Below are 16,251 nucleotides of genomic sequence, written 5' to 3' on the forward strand. Positions count from 1 at the left end.
AGAACGTGTTCACCTGTCAAAAACAAGTGTCCAACTCTAAGAAGTAGCCTCACGGCGCCGATCCGAAACCGGAAGATCCGGAACATGGGAAGCATCCCTTTTCGGCGTGATTTTCGCCGAAATATCCTGGAAATTAATACTTTTGAATGATCGACGCTTCTCGGATCCAAGTTCGAGATTCAGCTATGCGAGAGCCTTGACCGGGCACGCCGATCGAATATCGCATCGTCCACAGGAATGCAAAATTGGAACACAGTCCAGTTTTTTCGAGACCGTTGGTCTCGTTTCAGAACGCAGGCAGATTACCGCGCCCACCGACTCGTGAACACGCTATTTCTACCAGGAAGTGGACACGTAGACCCGCCTATGTGTGAACGACGGTTCTACGTGTCGCGAGCACTGGTCAGCCCAGCGCCCTCAGGGCCGCCGATGCCGAGAACATCTTTGCCGGGTCACGGTCCGCGAAATAGTCACCCATCACTGCTGACAGCGCTTCCGGCGACCAGGAGTCACCGTCTGCGTCGAACCGTTGCTCGACGACGGGCGCCGCCATCAGCGCAACGATCGGGCCGTACACCACGAACACCTGACCGTTGACGGCGTCGGCTGCCGGTGATGCCAGATACGAGACGAGCGATGCCACGTGCTCGGGCGAGAGTGGATCGATGCCGTCGGCCGGCGCGTCGCCGAACACACCTTCGGTCATCGACGTCCGCGCCCGCGGGCAGATCGCGTTGGCCCGAACGCCGTAGCGCGAGAGCCCACGTGCGGCCGACAACGTCAGCGCCGTGATTCCGGCTTTTGCAGCGCCGTAGTTGGGCTGCCCTTCCGGTCCGAGGAGACCCGCCTCCGAAGAGGTATTGACGATGCGCCCGTACACGGGCGCCCCGGCTTCCTTGGATTTCGCCCGCCAGTAGGCAGCGGCGTTGCGGCACAAGAGGAAATGGCCGCGAAGATGAACTTCGAGTACCAGATCCCAGTCTTCGTCCGACATGTTGAACAGCATCCGGTCGCGCACGACACCGGCATTGTTGACGACGATGTCGACACTGCCGAACTGCCCCTGCGCTGCTTCCATCAGTGCGTCCGCAGTAGAACGCTCACCGACGTTGCCTGCCACGAATTCGACCTTGGCGCCCAGGCCGCGGATCTCTTCGAGCGTCGCTTCGACGGCCTCGTTCGGGGCCAGATCGTTGACGACCAACGACGCACCGGCCTTCGCCAGACCGATAGCCTCGAACTTTCCGAGCCCCGATCCGGCACCGGTCACGATGGCGACCTTGCCTTCGAGACTGGTTTCTGGGCTGTTCACAGCATTCATCGAAGCGCTCTCCCGGTTCTCTGCGGTCGTGTGTCGAGTTACCCGGCTCGATTGCCGTGACCCACGAGTTCGCAACTTTAGAACGTGTTCTTGTTTTGGGCAACCATCGTCACGGATGTTCGGTCAGCGCCGCACGCGGGCACTGAGCGATCGCGGAACGGACATCTTCCCAACGATCCTCCGGCGGACGCGCAGAACTGATCACGAGCTCCTCGTTGTCGTCGAGGTCGAAAATATCGGGCGCGATCCCGACACACACACCGTTTGCCTCGCAACGGTCCAGATCAACCCTGACCTCCATGGCGATTCCTCTTCTCTACTCACAACTACTGGCGCGAACACGGATACGAAACGAGTGCCGCAGGGCTGTGCCGCACACCGTTCCTGGCGATAACACTAGAACCTGTTTCAGTCGTGTGCAATGATTCGAAAAAGTACCGAGAACGGACGTCGAACGATCCGCTGGACACAGCGAAGGCGCCCCTTGTCGCCGATGTACGCATCGATAGAACCTGTGTCAATCGAATGGTTGGCGCTTTGATTCGTATCTCTATGGAGAGGTAACCATGCACATCACCTACACCCCTGAGCAGCAACAGCTCCAGGAGGAGTTGCGTGCCTACTTCGCACAACTGATGACTCCCGAGCGGCGTGAAGCGCTAGCCGCCACGACGGGTGAGTACGGCGAAGGCAATGTGTACCGCGAAGTCGTCGCGCAGATGGGCCAGGACGGCTGGCTCACTCTGGGTTGGCCGAAAGAGTACGGCGGGCAGGAACGCTCCGCGATGGATCAGCTGATCTTCACCGACGAAGCCGCCATCGCCGGTGCGCCCGTGCCATTCCTGACGATCAATTCCGTAGCGCCGACAATCATGCATTTCGGTACGGACGAGCAGAAGGCCTTCTTCCTGCCCAAGATCTCTCGCGGTGAGCTCCACTTCGCGATCGGCTACTCCGAGCCCGAGGCAGGCACCGACCTGGCGTCTCTGCGCACCTCGGCTGTCCGTGACGGCGATGACTACGTCATCAACGGGCAGAAGATGTGGACGAGCCTGATCCAGTACGCCGACTACGTGTGGTTGGCCTGCCGTACCGATCCGGAAGCCAAGAAGCACAAGGGAATCAGCATGCTGATCGTCCCCACAACGGCAGAGGGCTTCTCCTACACCCCGGTTCACACCATGGCCGGCCCCGACACCAGCGCCACCTACTACCAGGACGTACGCGTTCCGGCGTCGTCGATAGTCGGTCAGGAACACGGTGGCTGGGCACTGATCACCAACCAGCTCAACCACGAGCGTGTTGCCCTCACCTCGGCGGGACCGATTCTGACCGCGCAGCGTGAGGTCCGCGAGTGGGCACAGAACACCAAGTTGCCCGACGGCCGACGCATGATCGACCAGGAATGGGTGCAGATCAATCTCGCTCGCGTGCATGCCAAGGCCGAGTACCTGAAGTTGATGAACTGGGAAATTGCCTCCGCAACCGATCATGCTCCCGGACCCGAAGCCGCGTCGGCCAACAAGGTGTTCGGTACCGAATTCGCCACCGAGGCTTACCGCTTGCTGATGGAGATCCTCGGATCCTCCGCCACGATCAGGCAGAACTCCCCCGGCGCTCTTCTGCGTGGCCGCATCGAACGTATGCATCGTTCTTCGCTGATCCTGACGTTCGGCGGCGGTACCAACGAAGTGCAACGCGACATCATCGGAATGACAGCTCTGCGGCTTCCCGCATCGAAGCGATAAGGACCAACGATCATGGAATTCACCCTTACCGAGGCCCAGCAGGACCTGTCCGGTCTGACACGATCCGTCGTCACCGAACTGGTCACCAATGACCGCCTCCGTGAACTCGACGCCGCCGAAGACCGCTTCGACGCCATCTTGTGGAACGCTCTGGCCTCGGCCGGCGTCCTCGGCGCAGCTCTTCCGGAATCGGTGGGCGGCGACGGATTCGGTGTCCTCGAGCAGTGCAGCATCCTGGCCGAACTCGGGCGCGGTGTTGCAGCCGTTCCGTTCCTGACGTCCATCGTCGGATCGGCCGCGGCGATAGCAGAATTCGGCTCGGACCAGCAGCGAGACGAATGGGCGAGCGCTGCCGCCGCCGGCGAGAAGATACTGACTGCGGCCCTCGCCGAGGAATACAACGACGACCCGGCCCACCCCGTCACGCGTGCCGAGAAGACCGCCGACGGCTGGCGCATCGACGGAGCGAAGATCACCGTCGACAGTGCGCCGCTCGCCGATCTGTTCCTCGTCCCCGCCATCACCGAGGACGGCGTCGCGGTCTTCCTCGTCGAACCCTCCGACGCGGGCGTGCGCATCACCAGGCAATCGACCACGGATTTCTCGAGTGCGGCCCTGGTCGAGTTCGATTCGGTGCAGATTCCGGCCGATCGTGTTCTCGGGTCGGTTGCCCAAGGATCCGACATCGCGGCGTGGATCGTCGAAAGAATTCAGCTAGGTTCCAGCGCCTACCAGTACGGGGTGCTCGATCAGGCACTGAAGCTGACCGCCGAATACGCCTCCGAGCGTGTGCAGTTCGGCCGTCCGATCGGTAGTTTCCAGGCCGTGGCACAGCGCCTCGCCGACGGATACATCGACGTCAAGGGCGTCCGTCTGACTCTCTGGGCCGCAGCGTGGCGTCTGAGCGAAGGACTTCCGTCCGACGGGGCAGTGCAGACGGCCAAGTTCTGGGCTGCAGATGCGGGACACCGAGTCGGGCACACTGCTGTTCACGTTCACGGCGGCGTGGGTCTGGACGAGGACCATCCCGTTCACCGCTACTTCCTCGCGGCCAAGCATCACGAGTTCCTGCTCGGCAACGCAACGGATCAGCTTCGCGCACTGGGCAAGGAACTTGCCGCAGTTCCTGCCTGAGTGCGTCCCACCGAGTGGAAATCCATGACCTGGTCCGAGACGAATCGATGATGATGCAGCTATGAGTCAGAGCCCCACTGTTTCCGATCTACTCCTCGGAGTCAGCGAGATCGACGACCGCGGTATCCGTTTCGAGGACCAGGTCATCACCTGGCGCGAGCACATTCAAGGCTCGTTCGATCGAGCAGCGCTGCTGGACACGCTGCTCGATCCAACGCGCCCCCGGCATTTCGGTCTTCTGATGGAGAACGTCCCCGAATTCTCGCTATTGCTCGGCGCAGCATCGTTCTCGGGTTCGGTTGCCGCCGGACTGAACACGACCAGGCGCGGCCCGGCATTGGCGCGAGACATTGCGCTCTCCGACTGCCAGGTCATCTTCACCGAGAACAACCAGGCGCATCTACTCGACGACGTCGATCTCGGCGACGTCCGGGTGATCAACGTGGATTCTCCGGCCTGGACGGAATTGTTGGCGCCCTTCGCCGATACGCCCGCCTACGCGTCGACGGCGCAACCCGACGATCTGTTGATGCTCATCTTCACTTCCGGAACCAGCGGTGATCCCAAAGCGGTTCGGTGCACGCACCACAAGTTGGCCTCTCCCGGGGTCATGCTTGCCGATCGCTTCGGGCTCGGCGCCGACGACGTCGTCTACATGGCGATGCCCATGTTCCATTCCAACGCCATGATGGCGGCGTGGACGGTCGCGCTACACGCGCGTGCGGGAATTGCCATGCGACGCAAGTTCTCCGCTTCGGGTTTTCTGCCCGACGTTCACAAGTACGGAATCACGTACTCCAACTACGTCGGAAAGCCGTTGTCCTTCATCGCTTCCACCCCCGAGGTGCCGAACGAGCGGGACAACACCTTGAAGATCATGTACGGCAACGAGGGTTCGGCGCCCGCCGTCGCCACCTTCGTTCGGCGCTTCGATGCCCGCGTCATCGACGGGTTCGGGTCCACCGAGGGCGGTATTTCGATCTCCGCGGCGCCGGTTCCCCGGGCCGGCGCCCTGGGACTGCTCCCGGACGGCGTCAAGATCCTCGATCCCGAGACCGGAGCACCCTGCCCGCCTGCCGTCTTCGACGCCGACGGCCGGATCACCAACGCCGACGAGGCCACCGGTGAACTGGTCAACGTCACCGGCCCAGGCACGTTCGCCGGGTACTACAAGAACCCGGAAGCCGACGCCGAGCGAATGCGCAACGGCCAGTACTGGAGTGGCGATCTGGCGTACACCGATGCCGACGGCTACGTCTACTTCGCGGGACGCAGTTCCGGTTGGCTACGCGTGGACGGCGAGAACATCGGCGCCGCACCCATCGAACGCTCCCTGGTCGGTTACCCGGGCTTCGCGCAGGTGTCCGTGTACGCGGTCCCCGACAGCGACGTCGGCGACCGCGTCATGGCGTCGGTGATTCCGGTCGGCGACGTAGACAATTTCGACCCGGTCGCCGTAGCCGAATACATCGACTCCCGGCCGGAACTCGGTCCGAAGCAGAAGCCGACCTTGATCCGAGTGTGCAGTGAGTTCCCGAGAACGGCGACGTTCAAGGTGGTCACTCGAACGCAGAGTGCCGAACGCTGGAACACCTCCGATCCGGTGTGGATCCGCCGGCGCGGAGAATCCGACTTCCAATTACTCACTCCCGAACTGGCACTCGGCCTCGAGAAGACGCGAGAGTCCGTCTAGTCCGGTGTCTCAGTAGCGCTGAGCAAGCGGTTTGTGCGCCGACACCGTTTTGTAGAACTCGGTGAGCCGAAGCTGTGATGCCGCTGCCTCGTCGATTACCACCGTCGCGTGTGGATGCAACTGGAGGACCGATGCCGGGCACACCGCGGCCAGGGGCCCCTCGACGGCAGCGGCAATCGCAGCGGCCTTGTGCTCGCCGGTCGCGATCATCACCAGATGCCGTGCTTCGCAGATAGTTCCGAGGCCCTGGGTGATCACGTGCCGTGGTACGTCGTCCGGACTCTCGAAGAACCGGGCATTGTCGGTTCGAGTCTGTTCCGTCAGCGTCTTGACCCGCGTCCTCGAATTCAGCGAGGACGTCGGTTCGTTGAAACCGATGTGCCCGTTGCCGCCGATGCCCAGGAGTTGTACGTCCACCGGACCATTCGACCCAATCGCCCGGTCGTAGGCTGCCGCGGCGGCAAATGGATCCGGCGCGGTTCCGTCGGGGCTGAATACCCTTGACGCGTCCAGGTCCAGGTGATTCACCAACTCGGTTCGAATCACCTGGGCATACGACTCCGGGTGACCTTCCGGCAGACCGACGTATTCGTCCAACAGGAACGCCTGCAGGCCGACAAAACTCAACCCGTCCTCGCGGTGACGGCGCGCGAGTTCGCGGTACACCGAGAGCGGTGAAGACCCCGTCGCCAGGCCCAAAGTCCGTGCACCTGAATGCACCGCGTGTTCGAAGATGTCGGCAACAACGGTGCCGGCCGCCTCCGCACTGTCGACAATGACAATTTCCATCGGTTGATTCCTCAGCTTTCGGTGTAGTTCATGAGCCAGGTGTCATGAGCCAGTTCCCAGCGGCCATGACGGCGCGGGTTTCGAGTTCGGGACCGGTGACGATCAGATCGGCGCGGCAACCCGGCACGAGATCGCCGACAATTCCGGCCAGCCCCACCAGCGAAGCAGGCGTTGCCGTCGCTGCGATGACAGCCGAAAGCAGATCGACGCCCGCGTGATTGACCGCCCGGCGGACTATGTCCATCAACCGACTCGTCCCGCCGGCGATGGCCGTATCGCCCTGGCCGGCCAATCGCGCCACGCCACCGACCACGTCGACGTCGAGAGGCCCGAGTGGGTAGCGGCCGTCGGGCATTCCGGCGGCAGCCATGGCGTCGGAGACCAACGCGATCTGATGCGGACCGACAAGATCGAACACCGTCGCTACCGTCTCGTCGGCCAGATGTACTCCGTCCCCGACCAACTCGACCACCATCTGTCCTCTGGCGGCCGCGGCAAGACACGCCGCCACTGCGCCGGGAGCGCGATGATGCATCGGAGCCATTCCGTTGAACAGGTGAGTGGCGCTGAGCGGTGCATGCGCCGAGTGTGCGATCGAACGGGTCGCGACCGGGTTGGACGCATCTGTGTGTCCGATACTCACGACGGCACCGTGACGTTCCATCAGTGAGGCAAGTTCGTCGAAGTGCGCTGTCTCCGGAGCGATAGTCATCGAGCGAATGTGCCCGCGGCCGGCTTCGAGCAGCGACTCGAGCAGAGCCGGGTCGCCATCGAGAATGCTGTCGGGATCCTGGGCGCCACAACGGAGTACCGAAAGGAATGGACCTTCCAGGTGAATTCCGGCCAGCGTGCCCTCGTCGACCAGTCTTGCCAGGAGTTCGATGCGAGTGCGCAGGATCTCCGGCGGCGCGGAGACGAGCGAGCCGATCACCGAGGTCGTGCCGTTCGTCCGATGGTGATCGGCAGCCGCGGTTGATCCGAACTCGTCTGCCTCGGGGAAACCGAACCCGCCGGCGCCGTGGCAGTGAACATCCACCAACCCCGGAATGATCGTTGTCCCCGCAGCCGCCCGTTCGGGTAACGGGTCGGTTCGCTGCGACGCCGGCCCGGCCCACACCACACGATCACCGGCGATCTCGACAACCCCGTCCGAGAGCAGTCGACCACCGGTCACCAATTGTCCACGCAGAATTTGTCCACGAAGTATCACGACATCACCTGCGGTACAACGGGAACTTCGGTATCTGCGATCGACAACTCACGGAGCACGGCGTCCGCGAGCACGTAGTGCCCATGTTCGTTCGGATGGAACGCGTCAGCCAGGAGCGCCGGCGGTGGGCCCTCGGGAGAATGGGCCGTCCACTGCGCGTAGTGGTCGACGAACACCACGCGCGTCGAGGCGGCTACTTGCCGCACGACCTCGACGTACTGAACCAATCCTGCTCTGGTGGGCGCGTTCTCGACGTCGATCGGCGGCGGCGTCTGCAGGATCGGCACCGCGCCGATCGCTCGCGTCCGGAATATCGTGTCCGAGAGGTCGTCTCGAAACCGTTCCAGTCCTTCGTCGCCGTCCAATGCGTCATTCGTACCGAGCATGATCAACACCACCGAGGGGTCGAACACTTCGATGCGGTGCGCGAAACCTGCACGCACGTCGGAGGATCGATTGCCACTTATTCCGGTGTTGACAAGGACGTGATTGAACAGGGAAAGCTCACCACGGACGCGCTCGGCGCAGTGTTCGACGTAGCTTCGATGACCGTCGGTGTGCGTCAATCCCTGAGTGATGCTGTCACCGGTGAAGACCCACCGGATCGGCGTCAACGAGTCTACGAGCAAAGTCTCCAGTCGGATCCGTTCAGCAGTCTTGGACTTCAGAGCCTTCGACGTCGGCGTCATCCCCTCTGCCTTTCGGCGCCCGATACTGCCGCCGCGAACTTCGACGTGATGAACGCCGGGTCCGTGATTGCGGTTCCGACAACCACCGAGTCTGCACCCAGGGCGATGGCGCGTGCCGCATCCTCCGGGCTGTGGTAGCGCCCTTCGGCGATGAGGACCGCATCTGGAAGTGCCTGCCGCAGTTCCGAGATCAGCTCGAGATCCGGACCTGCCAGCCGTCTGCTGTTCTCGGTATATCCCGCGAGTGTGCTGGAGATGACGTCGGCGCCCGCCGCAGCGGCAGCGATACCGTCTTCGAGAGTCCCACAGTCGGCCATGACGAGGCCGCCGCGATCATGGACCGCGTCGACGGTGTCGGCGAATGTCAATCCGTCCGGACGCGTTCGCAGAGTGGCATCGGCGGCCACGATCTGCGCACCGGTATCGACAACTTCGAGAGCTGATTCCCTTGTCGGCGTGATGAACACGCCCTCGGAACCGATCTTCGTCAAACCGATCACCGGTACCTTCACTGCCGACACGACTGCGGCGACATCCGGGGTTCCGCCCACACCGCCACAGCGGATCGCCACTGCTCCTCCGTCGACCGCGGCGCGGGCCATCCTCTCGATAGTCCCGGTGTCACGCAGGGCATGGCCGTGTCCGGCCTGACAGGACACGATCAGCTTTCCGCTGATGATCGTGAGCAACTCTTCGACAGTCACGGTGTTACCTCGATTCGTGTTGCGGCGGCCAGGAGCGCAGCTCCGACGAGCGGCGCATCGGTGCCCAGACGGGCTGGAAGAATGGCGGTTTCGGCAATGGGACCCATCGCTTCCACCCGGAAAGCGGACGTCAGCGGCGACAAGAGGTCGGCTCCGATCTGAGCTGCGCCGCCGCCGATGACGATCACCTCGGGATCGAATGCGGTGGCGACGCCAGCCAGGACTCGGCCGAGCAGAGTACCGGCGTCGGCGACCACGGCACGGGCGATCGGATCGCCCGAGTGCATGAGCGCCACCACTGCCTGCAACGGTTGAGTGGGCACGCCCGCCCGCGCTGCGTACTCGGCTGCCATGGCCGGACCGGACGCGACTGCCTCGAGGTGATCGGTTCTGCCGCAACCGCAACCTATCGCCCCGGAGACCGGAACCAGCAGATGCGCGAGTTCGCCGGCTGTTCCGTGGGCACCGTGGTACAGCTGACCGCCCACGGTCAACGCGCCACCGATTCCGGTACCGATCGAGACGAACAGTGCAGAGGTTCGACCGCGACCGGCGCCGATCATGTTCTCGCCGTGGGCCATCGCGCGCACGTCGTTGTCCACCGTCACCGGTAGGCCTGAGTGCGCCTCGAGTTCTCCGCGAACCTCGGCGCCACTCCATCCGGACAGAATGTCGGAGGCGAAGACGACGCGGCCACGCACCCGATCGATGATTCCCGGTGCACCGACTCCGATTCCGGCTACCGTGTGATTCGCCCTCAGACGGTCGACCAACGCGGTAGCGGTCCCGAGAACGGCTTCCCTACCCGCCGTCGGTGTTGCGGCACGAACGGTGTCGATCACGTCTCCGTCGGACGTCACCACCGCGGCAGCCACTTTGGTGCCGCCGATGTCGATACCGATCCATCGCTTCTGCCCAGATGTCATGTCAGAGGAGCCCGGCCCGTTCGAGAACGACCTTGATCGTTGCGGTCTCGGACTCGTCGAGCGAGAGCATCGGGGCGCACATCGTGTTGCCGGTTATGACGCCGCGCAGGGCCAGAGCCGTCTTGAACGCGCCCAGACCCGCGGCACCGGCACTGACGCGACCCGGTGTCGGCGCCTCGACGATGGAGAACAGATCGGTGAGTCGATCCTGCTCGGCCTTCGCTGCGGCCCAGTCTCCTGCCTGCGCGGCGCGCCACAGTCGCACGTAGCCGTGCGGGTCCACGTTGGCCAGGCCGGGCACTGCGCCCGAAGCACCCATCAGCAGGCATCCGTCGACGACTACCTCGTGCCCGGTGAAGACGGCAAAGTTTTCGAGCTCGGCCGACTGACGGAGCAACATACGGAAACTGACGTCGTCGCCGCTCGAATCCTTCACTCCGGCGATGACTCCCTCGCGGCCGAGTTCGACCAGCATTGCCGGGTTGAGCTTGCTGTGGACACGAACCGGCACGTCGTAGGCGAACAACGGAAGATCCACTGCGGCGTGGATGGATCGGAAATGCGTTGCCGTCTCGGCCGCGTCGGTGATCGCATAGAACGGCGCCGTCGCGACGATGGCATCCGCACCCGCTTCACGCGCCTGCTCGGCGACGGCGATGACCCGGTTGGTGGTCATGTCGTTCACTCCGACGAGGACCGGGACCTGCCCGCCGACGTGACCGATGGCCGTCTGCACCACCTGGGCGCGCTGAGCGTCGGTGAGGTAACCGACCTCACCCGAGGAACCGAGGACGAACAACCCGTCGACTCCGGCTTCGATCTGCAGTGAGAGCAGGCGTTCGAGCGACGTGGTGTCGACCTCGCCCTCGAGCGTCAGGGGTGTGACGATGGGCGGGACGATTCCGCTGAAGGTGGTGGTTTCCGTGCTCATGGGGTCTCCATATGTTGGTTGTCGGATTGAGTTGTGGGTGCGGCGGTCAGGGAGAACTGTCAGGGAGAAACGGAGACCGGCTGACCGCTCGAGGCGGACAGATAAGCAGCGTCGATCACGCGCATCGACGCGCGGGCGTCTGCCACGGTGTAGTCGGGTTCGGTCCGTGTGGGGAGTCGATCGAGCACGTGAGAGAGAAAGCTCGACACCGCGTTGTCCGACCCGAAGCCGCCGATGGGTGATGCGGTCACGTCTCCCGAGGCCGCGAAGTGTGTCACCGCGGGTTTGTCGTCGTCGGAACTTGCGTATCCGTGGGAGCCGAGGACCCGAACCGTCGCGGTATTCGCACCGAAACCCGGTGCTGCGGGGATTCTTCCGACGGTCACCGTCGCAGTGACGCCGTTTTCCAGAGCGAGCGAGATCAACGCTGTGTCTTCCACACCGAATTGCTGGTGGGCGCCGCCGTAGAGCGTGCTCGTCTCGGCGTACACCTCGGTGACGTCCAGACCGGTGAGGTATCTGAGGTAGTCGGCGGCGTATCCGGCGAAGTTCACCACTTCTCCCCCGCCGGACAGCGCCGGATCCACCACAAGTTCGGGACGCTCCACCGAGGTGGCGAAATGTGTTCCGCTTGCCAGGAACTCGATGTCCACGTGGCGCGGCAGTCCGAGACTTCCGGCATCGATCCAGCGGCGCAGTCGTCGCAGCGCAGGTGAATGAGTGCGGTTCACCACCGTACAGATTCGCCCGTTCGACCGTGCGGCTTCCTCCACCGCCGCGGCCTCCGCCTCGTCGACGCCCACCGGCTTGTCCACCAGGACGTCGAGTCCCGCGTCCAATGCGGCAATCGCAAGCCGTGCATGCCTGGTCGGCTCACTGCAGATGATCGCCAGGTCTATCCGTTCGGGGTCGAGGAGCTCGCCGAGTTCGTCGATCCACTCGATGTCTGCGGCCTTTGCCATCGCGATCCCGTCCTCACGAATCCAATCGGGGACCGAGGATTCGTCGGAGGCCCCGACCACGCTCACTCGAGGATCGGAACGCAACAGGTCCGCGTAGGAACCGGCATGCCTGACGCCGCTGACAAATCCGACGCGGATCGAACCGGTGCCGGTCATCGGTGTTCTCCGATCGAGATCGCACGGCCGGTGTCAAGTGATTGCTGGGCAGCGATGGCAGTCGCGAGAGCTGCACGCACCTGCCAGTTCTCGACTATCGGGCTCGCGGAACCGTCGAGTGTGGCGATCCAGTGACGCATCTGATGCGACATCGCGTCCTCGATCGACGACGGCGGCGCGTTGGTCGTGTCCGTCATCAGTCCCGGGTCGTCGCCGGTGTCGTGCGCGAGCGTGCCGGAAGTTCCGGACACCACGATCCGGCGCACCATCTTGCCCGATTGTGGTAGTGCGTAAGCCAATTCGATGAGTGCCAGCGATCCGTCCTCGAAGCGAACGGTCAGATGGAAGCTGTCGTGCACGGGCATCCCCGCTGCGAAGGTGGGGAAACTACGAGCGAACACGCGGATCGGACGACGACCGATCAGCCACGTCACCAGATCGAGTGCGTGGGTTCCGTTGTGAACGGGGTGACCACCCGAGCGTTCCTTGTCGTGTTGCCAGCCTCGCCAGCCCCCTGGCCAGACATGCCCGGTGTACCAACTGAGGTGGATCAACCGGGGGTCCCCGATGGCGCCTTGTGCAACCGAGTTTCCGATCGAGGTGATCGACGGCTGGAATCGTACGGTCTGTCCGACCATCAGGGACGTGCCGCCACCTTCGGTGGCCTCGACCATCGCGTCGAAGTCCGCGACTGTCAGCGCAGCCGGCTTCTCCACGTGCACATGCTTTCCCGCACGGCCGGCGGCTATCGTCACAGGCGCATGGTCGGGAGTGGCTCCGACGACGTTGACCGCGTGCACCGTCGGGTCTGCGAGAATCTTCGCCAGATCGGTACTGGCCTTCGCGCCCGGCGCCAATGCCGCAACCGATGCGGCCCGGTCCAAGTCACTACCGAATACGTAGGCGACTTCGACCGCTGGAATGCGCGCCAGAGCGCTGACGTGATCCCGGGCGATTCCGCCACTGCCGATGACGGCTACACGCACGGTCACTTCGCACTTCCCGACAGCGCTGCCGGTTCGCCGCCACCGAGTCGCACCTGTTCGGCGACGACGAGTGCGCGTTCGCGTGCGTATGTCAACGGCGAGTCGGCATCAGCCTTGCCGTCGAGAACTGCTGCCATCTCGTCGATTTCGTGGCGAATCGCAGCCTGCATCCACAGCGAGGATCCACCGTTGCCCGAGTTGTACTTCTGCGTCCTGCTGGCAGCGTCGATCAACGATTGGTTCTCGGCGTCGAGGTCGAAGATCGGCCACGACTCTTCGACCCGTCCCCCGCGCAGTCGGCTGACCCGGCCGGTGTGGAAGTCCGCGTGGACCGAGCCTTCGGCGGCATCGACCGTCAGCTCCCACGAAGAAGTGTGTGAACGCGTCGAGATGGTGTGTCTGCCGATCGCGCCGCCGGCGAACGACACCACTGTGTTGCGGAAGCCGTCGTCCGCGGTGGCGATGCTCGACACGGCAGTCACCTCGCCGCCGAGCCAGCACATCAGGTCCAGTTCGTGAATCTCGTGAGTCAGTTCTCCACCCGTCCGGCTCTTGTCGAGCTTCCACCACTGTGGATCTGCGCCGCCGGTGTCGATCCATCGTGAGCGAGACGTTTCGATCGCAGCGACCTCGCCGAGCTCTCCCGAGGTCAGCAGGTCCGCCAGACGTCGTACACCCGGCATCATCCGCATGATGTGACCGACCATCAACGGCGAACCGCTCGCGTCGGCGCTCGCGATCATGTTCTGCGCATCGACCAATTCGACGGCGAGTGGCTTCTCCACAAAAACTGCCTTGCCGTGCTCGAGTGCCGCGATGGCAGGTTCGGCGTGCGCGTGATTGGGCGTCGCGACGACAACGAGGGCCAACTCCGGGTGAGCGGCCACCACGTCGTGGTCGTCTGTCGGGGTTGCCGAGAACTCTGCGGCGACGTCCTTAGCCCGCTCGAAGTCACGGTCGCACAGCATCGCCAGTTCGAAACGTGGATGGGCAGCCAGCTCGCGAGCGAGGGAACTACCGAAGAATCCGCAACCGACCACACCGACTTTGTATCGGGTCATGAAGTCTCCAAAGATTGGATGAGGGATGTCCTATGTTATACGGGCGGCGCCTTCACCCGTCAATTCGACTTCGGTAACACAGTCTTCATCCATGCAGGTAAACGCACTATTTTTGATTCCAAACCTCTCGGAACTCGAAGTTCCGCGGCGCGAGTTCCGAAGATTCTCTAGACGCTTTCTGATCCACAATGTAAGTTACGCAACATCGGACGTCGAACATAGGACATCCCCTATCCACTCCCCCGATGTCCCGCTCCCCGCCTTGGAGGCCGCCTTGAAGAACGAACGACCGCTGAGCTCCGCGTTCACCCGCCGAGACCTGTTCCGGTACACCGGGCTGTTGGGAGCTGCAGCAGGTATCACCGCGACTCTCGCGGCTTGTGGCGGCGGCCCGTCGTCGACCTCGGTAGTCGGCGGTTCCGCGAGCACCGGCGATCTGACCACCGCCATCGGATACGGCAACGACCAGAGCTTCGACCCGATGCAGACTGCATCCGGTTTCCTCATGGCGGCCGTCAACCACGTCTACGAGGGACTGCTCGAAAACGATCCCGGCACCGGTGAGACGTATGCGGCGCTCGCACAAGCCGTCCCGACCGACGCCACCGCCTCGAGCTGGACCATGAAGATCCGCGACGGTGCAACCTGGCACGACGGCACTCCGGTCACCTCGGACGACGTCGTCTTCACCTTCGATCGCATCCTCGATCCACAGCAGAACGTACTGATCCGCTCCTTCTTCTCCTCCTGGTTGCAGTCCGTCACCAAGGTCGACGACCAGACGGTGACCCTGAACTTCAACTACCCGTTCAGCGCTGCCGCACAGCGTCTCTCGATCGCCAAGATCATGCCCAAGCACGTCTTCGACGGTCATTGGGACGAGGCCAAGTCCGGCGCGCTGGTCGTCGGTTCCGGTCCGTACAAGCTCAAGAGCCACACCCCCAAGAGCAACACAGCTTTCGAGGCCTACGAGGCGTACAACGGGCCGCGTCCGGCCAACTTCGCGACGATGAACTGGCTGTCCATCGTCGACACTTCCTCACGCATCGCACGCGTCTCGGGCAACAATGCCGGTGCACAACTCGCCGACAACATCCCCGTCGCCAACGTCCCCACGCTGACCTCCGGCGGGCGCACCGTCGAGGGCAACCCGGGCATGAACCTCATGTACCTGCTCTTCGACACCACTCAGGCACCGTTCGACGACGTTCGTGTTCGCCAGGCGATGTTCTATGCGATCAACACCCCGAAAATGATCGAGATCGCCCTCGGCGGCAAGGCAGCACCGGCCACGAGTTACCTGTACGAGCGCAACCCCGACTACGCGCGGGCGTCCACCGTCTACTCGTACGATCCGGACAAGGCCCGCTCACTCCTCGCTTCCGCCGGTGTCAGTGGCCTCGACCTGACGCTGCTCTCCACCAACGTCAGCTGGTTGGCCGACTGCTTGCCGACCATCAAAGAGTCCTGGGACGCAGTCGGATTCAACACGACGCTCGAACCGCAGGACACCAGCGCCATGGTGAGCAAGCTCAACAGCGGCCAGAAGTTCCAGATCGCTGCGGGTACGTCCAACCCCCAGGCATTCGGCAGCGACGTCGACCTCCTCGTCCGCTACACGTACAGCAAGGGCGGCTTGTGGACGAAGACCTACGCCAAGTGGGACGACACCCCCGAGGCGCAGAAGATCTACGCCACCATGGACGAAGCCACCCGCGAGACCGACCCGGCAAAGCGCAGCACCCTCGTGCAGTCGTACCTGAACCAGATCGCCGAAAATGCTGTCTACTACCCGGTTCTCCATCAGGAACTCCTGACTGCGTGGGATCCGAAGAAGATCGCCGACGTCACTCCGCTGCCGTACCCCGGCGTCAACCTGCTTCAGGCGAAGCCGGCCTGATACCCGTGTGCTCGGCCGTTTCCCACAACTGAGAGATCCCC

At 63.4% G+C, this 16,251-nt stretch carries 15 protein-coding genes; 4 read left to right on the top strand and 11 right to left on the bottom strand.

What is annotated here, in order from left to right; all coding sequences use genetic code 11:
* Nucleotides 1-403 precede the first annotated feature (403 nt).
* The gene (locus ABWI03_RS12065; RefSeq protein WP_298779272.1) at nt 404-1,321 is read right to left on the bottom strand and encodes a 3-oxoacyl-ACP reductase; all 918 of its coding nucleotides are present in this window, start codon (nt 1,319-1,321) and stop codon (nt 404-406) included.
* A 109-nt stretch (nt 1,322-1,430) separates the two neighbouring features.
* Nucleotides 1,431-1,622 (bottom strand): ferredoxin, encoded by a 192-nt coding sequence (locus tag ABWI03_RS12070; protein ID WP_033232296.1) that lies wholly within the window; start codon nt 1,620-1,622, stop codon nt 1,431-1,433.
* A 265-nt stretch (nt 1,623-1,887) separates the two neighbouring features.
* On the opposite strand from ABWI03_RS12070, the gene ABWI03_RS12075 reads away from it, so the two are divergent.
* The 3 genes from ABWI03_RS12075 to ABWI03_RS12085 all read left to right on the top strand — a co-directional run bounded on the left by ABWI03_RS12075 (nt 1,888) and on the right by ABWI03_RS12085 (nt 5,896).
* Complete coding sequence (locus tag ABWI03_RS12075) at nt 1,888-3,069, top strand: acyl-CoA dehydrogenase family protein (RefSeq protein WP_003945878.1); 1,182 nt, start codon at nt 1,888-1,890, stop codon at nt 3,067-3,069.
* 12 nt (nt 3,070-3,081) lie between these two features.
* The gene (locus tag ABWI03_RS12080; protein ID WP_095973526.1) at nt 3,082-4,203 is read left to right on the top strand and encodes an acyl-CoA dehydrogenase family protein; all 1,122 of its coding nucleotides are present in this window, start codon (nt 3,082-3,084) and stop codon (nt 4,201-4,203) included.
* A gap of 61 nt (nt 4,204-4,264) precedes the next feature.
* Nucleotides 4,265-5,896 (top strand): long-chain-fatty-acid--CoA ligase, encoded by a 1,632-nt coding sequence (locus tag ABWI03_RS12085; protein WP_283376593.1) that lies wholly within the window; start codon nt 4,265-4,267, stop codon nt 5,894-5,896.
* 9 nt (nt 5,897-5,905) lie between these two features.
* On the opposite strand, the gene nagB is transcribed toward ABWI03_RS12085, so the two are convergent.
* The 9 genes from nagB to ABWI03_RS12130 are packed head-to-tail and all read right to left on the bottom strand — an operon-like array spanning nt 5,906 to nt 14,310.
* Nucleotides 5,906-6,685: a glucosamine-6-phosphate deaminase gene (nagB, locus tag ABWI03_RS12090; protein WP_166813759.1), complete on the bottom strand. Its 780-nt coding sequence runs from the start codon at nt 6,683-6,685 to the stop codon at nt 5,906-5,908.
* Nucleotides 6,686-6,713: 28 nt separating this feature from the next.
* Nucleotides 6,714-7,895 (bottom strand): N-acetylglucosamine-6-phosphate deacetylase, encoded by a 1,182-nt coding sequence (locus ABWI03_RS12095; RefSeq protein ID WP_283376592.1) that lies wholly within the window; start codon nt 7,893-7,895, stop codon nt 6,714-6,716.
* Nucleotides 7,892-8,584: an SGNH/GDSL hydrolase family protein gene (locus tag ABWI03_RS12100; RefSeq protein ID WP_283376591.1), complete on the bottom strand. Its 693-nt coding sequence runs from the start codon at nt 8,582-8,584 to the stop codon at nt 7,892-7,894. Before ABWI03_RS12100 ends, ABWI03_RS12095 begins: the two co-directional genes overlap by 4 nt.
* On the bottom strand, nt 8,581-9,288 hold the full coding sequence (locus tag ABWI03_RS12105) for an N-acetylmannosamine-6-phosphate 2-epimerase (protein WP_095973530.1): 708 nt from the start codon (nt 9,286-9,288) through the stop codon (nt 8,581-8,583). Before ABWI03_RS12105 ends, ABWI03_RS12100 begins: the two co-directional genes overlap by 4 nt.
* Nucleotides 9,285-10,214, bottom strand: coding sequence for an ROK family protein (locus ABWI03_RS12110; protein WP_095973531.1), 930 nt, complete (start codon nt 10,212-10,214; stop codon nt 9,285-9,287). Before ABWI03_RS12110 ends, ABWI03_RS12105 begins: the two co-directional genes overlap by 4 nt.
* 1 nt (nt 10,215) lies before the next feature.
* On the bottom strand, nt 10,216-11,145 hold the full coding sequence (locus tag ABWI03_RS12115) for a dihydrodipicolinate synthase family protein (RefSeq protein ID WP_095973532.1): 930 nt from the start codon (nt 11,143-11,145) through the stop codon (nt 10,216-10,218).
* A 59-nt stretch (nt 11,146-11,204) separates the two neighbouring features.
* Entirely contained in the window at nt 11,205-12,263 is a 1,059-nt protein-coding gene (locus ABWI03_RS12120; protein ID WP_235171335.1) for a Gfo/Idh/MocA family protein, read from the bottom strand.
* Nucleotides 12,260-13,255 carry a Gfo/Idh/MocA family protein gene (locus ABWI03_RS12125; protein ID WP_298779256.1) on the bottom strand — a complete coding sequence of 332 codons (996 nt, stop codon included), beginning with the start codon at nt 13,253-13,255 and terminating at the stop codon, nt 12,260-12,262. The genes ABWI03_RS12120 and ABWI03_RS12125 overlap by 4 nt, the downstream gene beginning before the upstream one ends.
* On the bottom strand, nt 13,252-14,310 hold the full coding sequence (locus ABWI03_RS12130) for a Gfo/Idh/MocA family protein (protein ID WP_296555894.1): 1,059 nt from the start codon (nt 14,308-14,310) through the stop codon (nt 13,252-13,254). Before ABWI03_RS12130 ends, ABWI03_RS12125 begins: the two co-directional genes overlap by 4 nt.
* A 274-nt stretch (nt 14,311-14,584) precedes the next feature.
* Between ABWI03_RS12130 and ABWI03_RS12135 the strand changes: the two genes are divergently transcribed.
* Complete coding sequence (locus ABWI03_RS12135; RefSeq protein WP_296555895.1) at nt 14,585-16,210, top strand: ABC transporter substrate-binding protein; 1,626 nt, start codon at nt 14,585-14,587, stop codon at nt 16,208-16,210.
* The last annotated feature ends 41 nt before the right edge of the window (nt 16,211-16,251 follow it).

Source organism: Rhodococcus baikonurensis (genome assembly GCF_040489275.1).
GTDB lineage: Bacteria > Actinomycetota > Actinomycetes > Mycobacteriales > Mycobacteriaceae > Rhodococcus_F > Rhodococcus_F baikonurensis.

What these genes read in the sequence shown, in the direction of transcription:
- ABWI03_RS12115 (WP_095973532.1), bottom strand. Translation starts at nt 11,145, where the DNA reads ATGAGCACGGAAACCACCACCTTCAGCGGAATCGTCCCGCCCATCGTC.
- nagB (WP_166813759.1), bottom strand. Translation starts at nt 6,685, where the DNA reads ATGGAAATTGTCATTGTCGACAGTGCGGAGGCGGCCGGCACCGTTGTT.
- ABWI03_RS12080 (WP_095973526.1), top strand. Translation starts at nt 3,082, where the DNA reads ATGGAATTCACCCTTACCGAGGCCCAGCAGGACCTGTCCGGTCTGACA.
- ABWI03_RS12110 (WP_095973531.1), bottom strand. Translation starts at nt 10,214, where the DNA reads ATGACATCTGGGCAGAAGCGATGGATCGGTATCGACATCGGCGGCACC.
- ABWI03_RS12100 (WP_283376591.1), bottom strand. Translation starts at nt 8,584, where the DNA reads ATGACGCCGACGTCGAAGGCTCTGAAGTCCAAGACTGCTGAACGGATC.
- ABWI03_RS12120 (WP_235171335.1), bottom strand. Translation starts at nt 12,263, where the DNA reads ATGACCGGCACCGGTTCGATCCGCGTCGGATTTGTCAGCGGCGTCAGG.
- ABWI03_RS12075 (WP_003945878.1), top strand. Translation starts at nt 1,888, where the DNA reads ATGCACATCACCTACACCCCTGAGCAGCAACAGCTCCAGGAGGAGTTG.
- ABWI03_RS12070 (WP_033232296.1), bottom strand. Translation starts at nt 1,622, where the DNA reads ATGGAGGTCAGGGTTGATCTGGACCGTTGCGAGGCAAACGGTGTGTGT.
- ABWI03_RS12065 (WP_298779272.1), bottom strand. Translation starts at nt 1,321, where the DNA reads ATGAATGCTGTGAACAGCCCAGAAACCAGTCTCGAAGGCAAGGTCGCC.
- ABWI03_RS12085 (WP_283376593.1), top strand. Translation starts at nt 4,265, where the DNA reads ATGAGTCAGAGCCCCACTGTTTCCGATCTACTCCTCGGAGTCAGCGAG.
- ABWI03_RS12130 (WP_296555894.1), bottom strand. Translation starts at nt 14,310, where the DNA reads ATGACCCGATACAAAGTCGGTGTGGTCGGTTGCGGATTCTTCGGTAGT.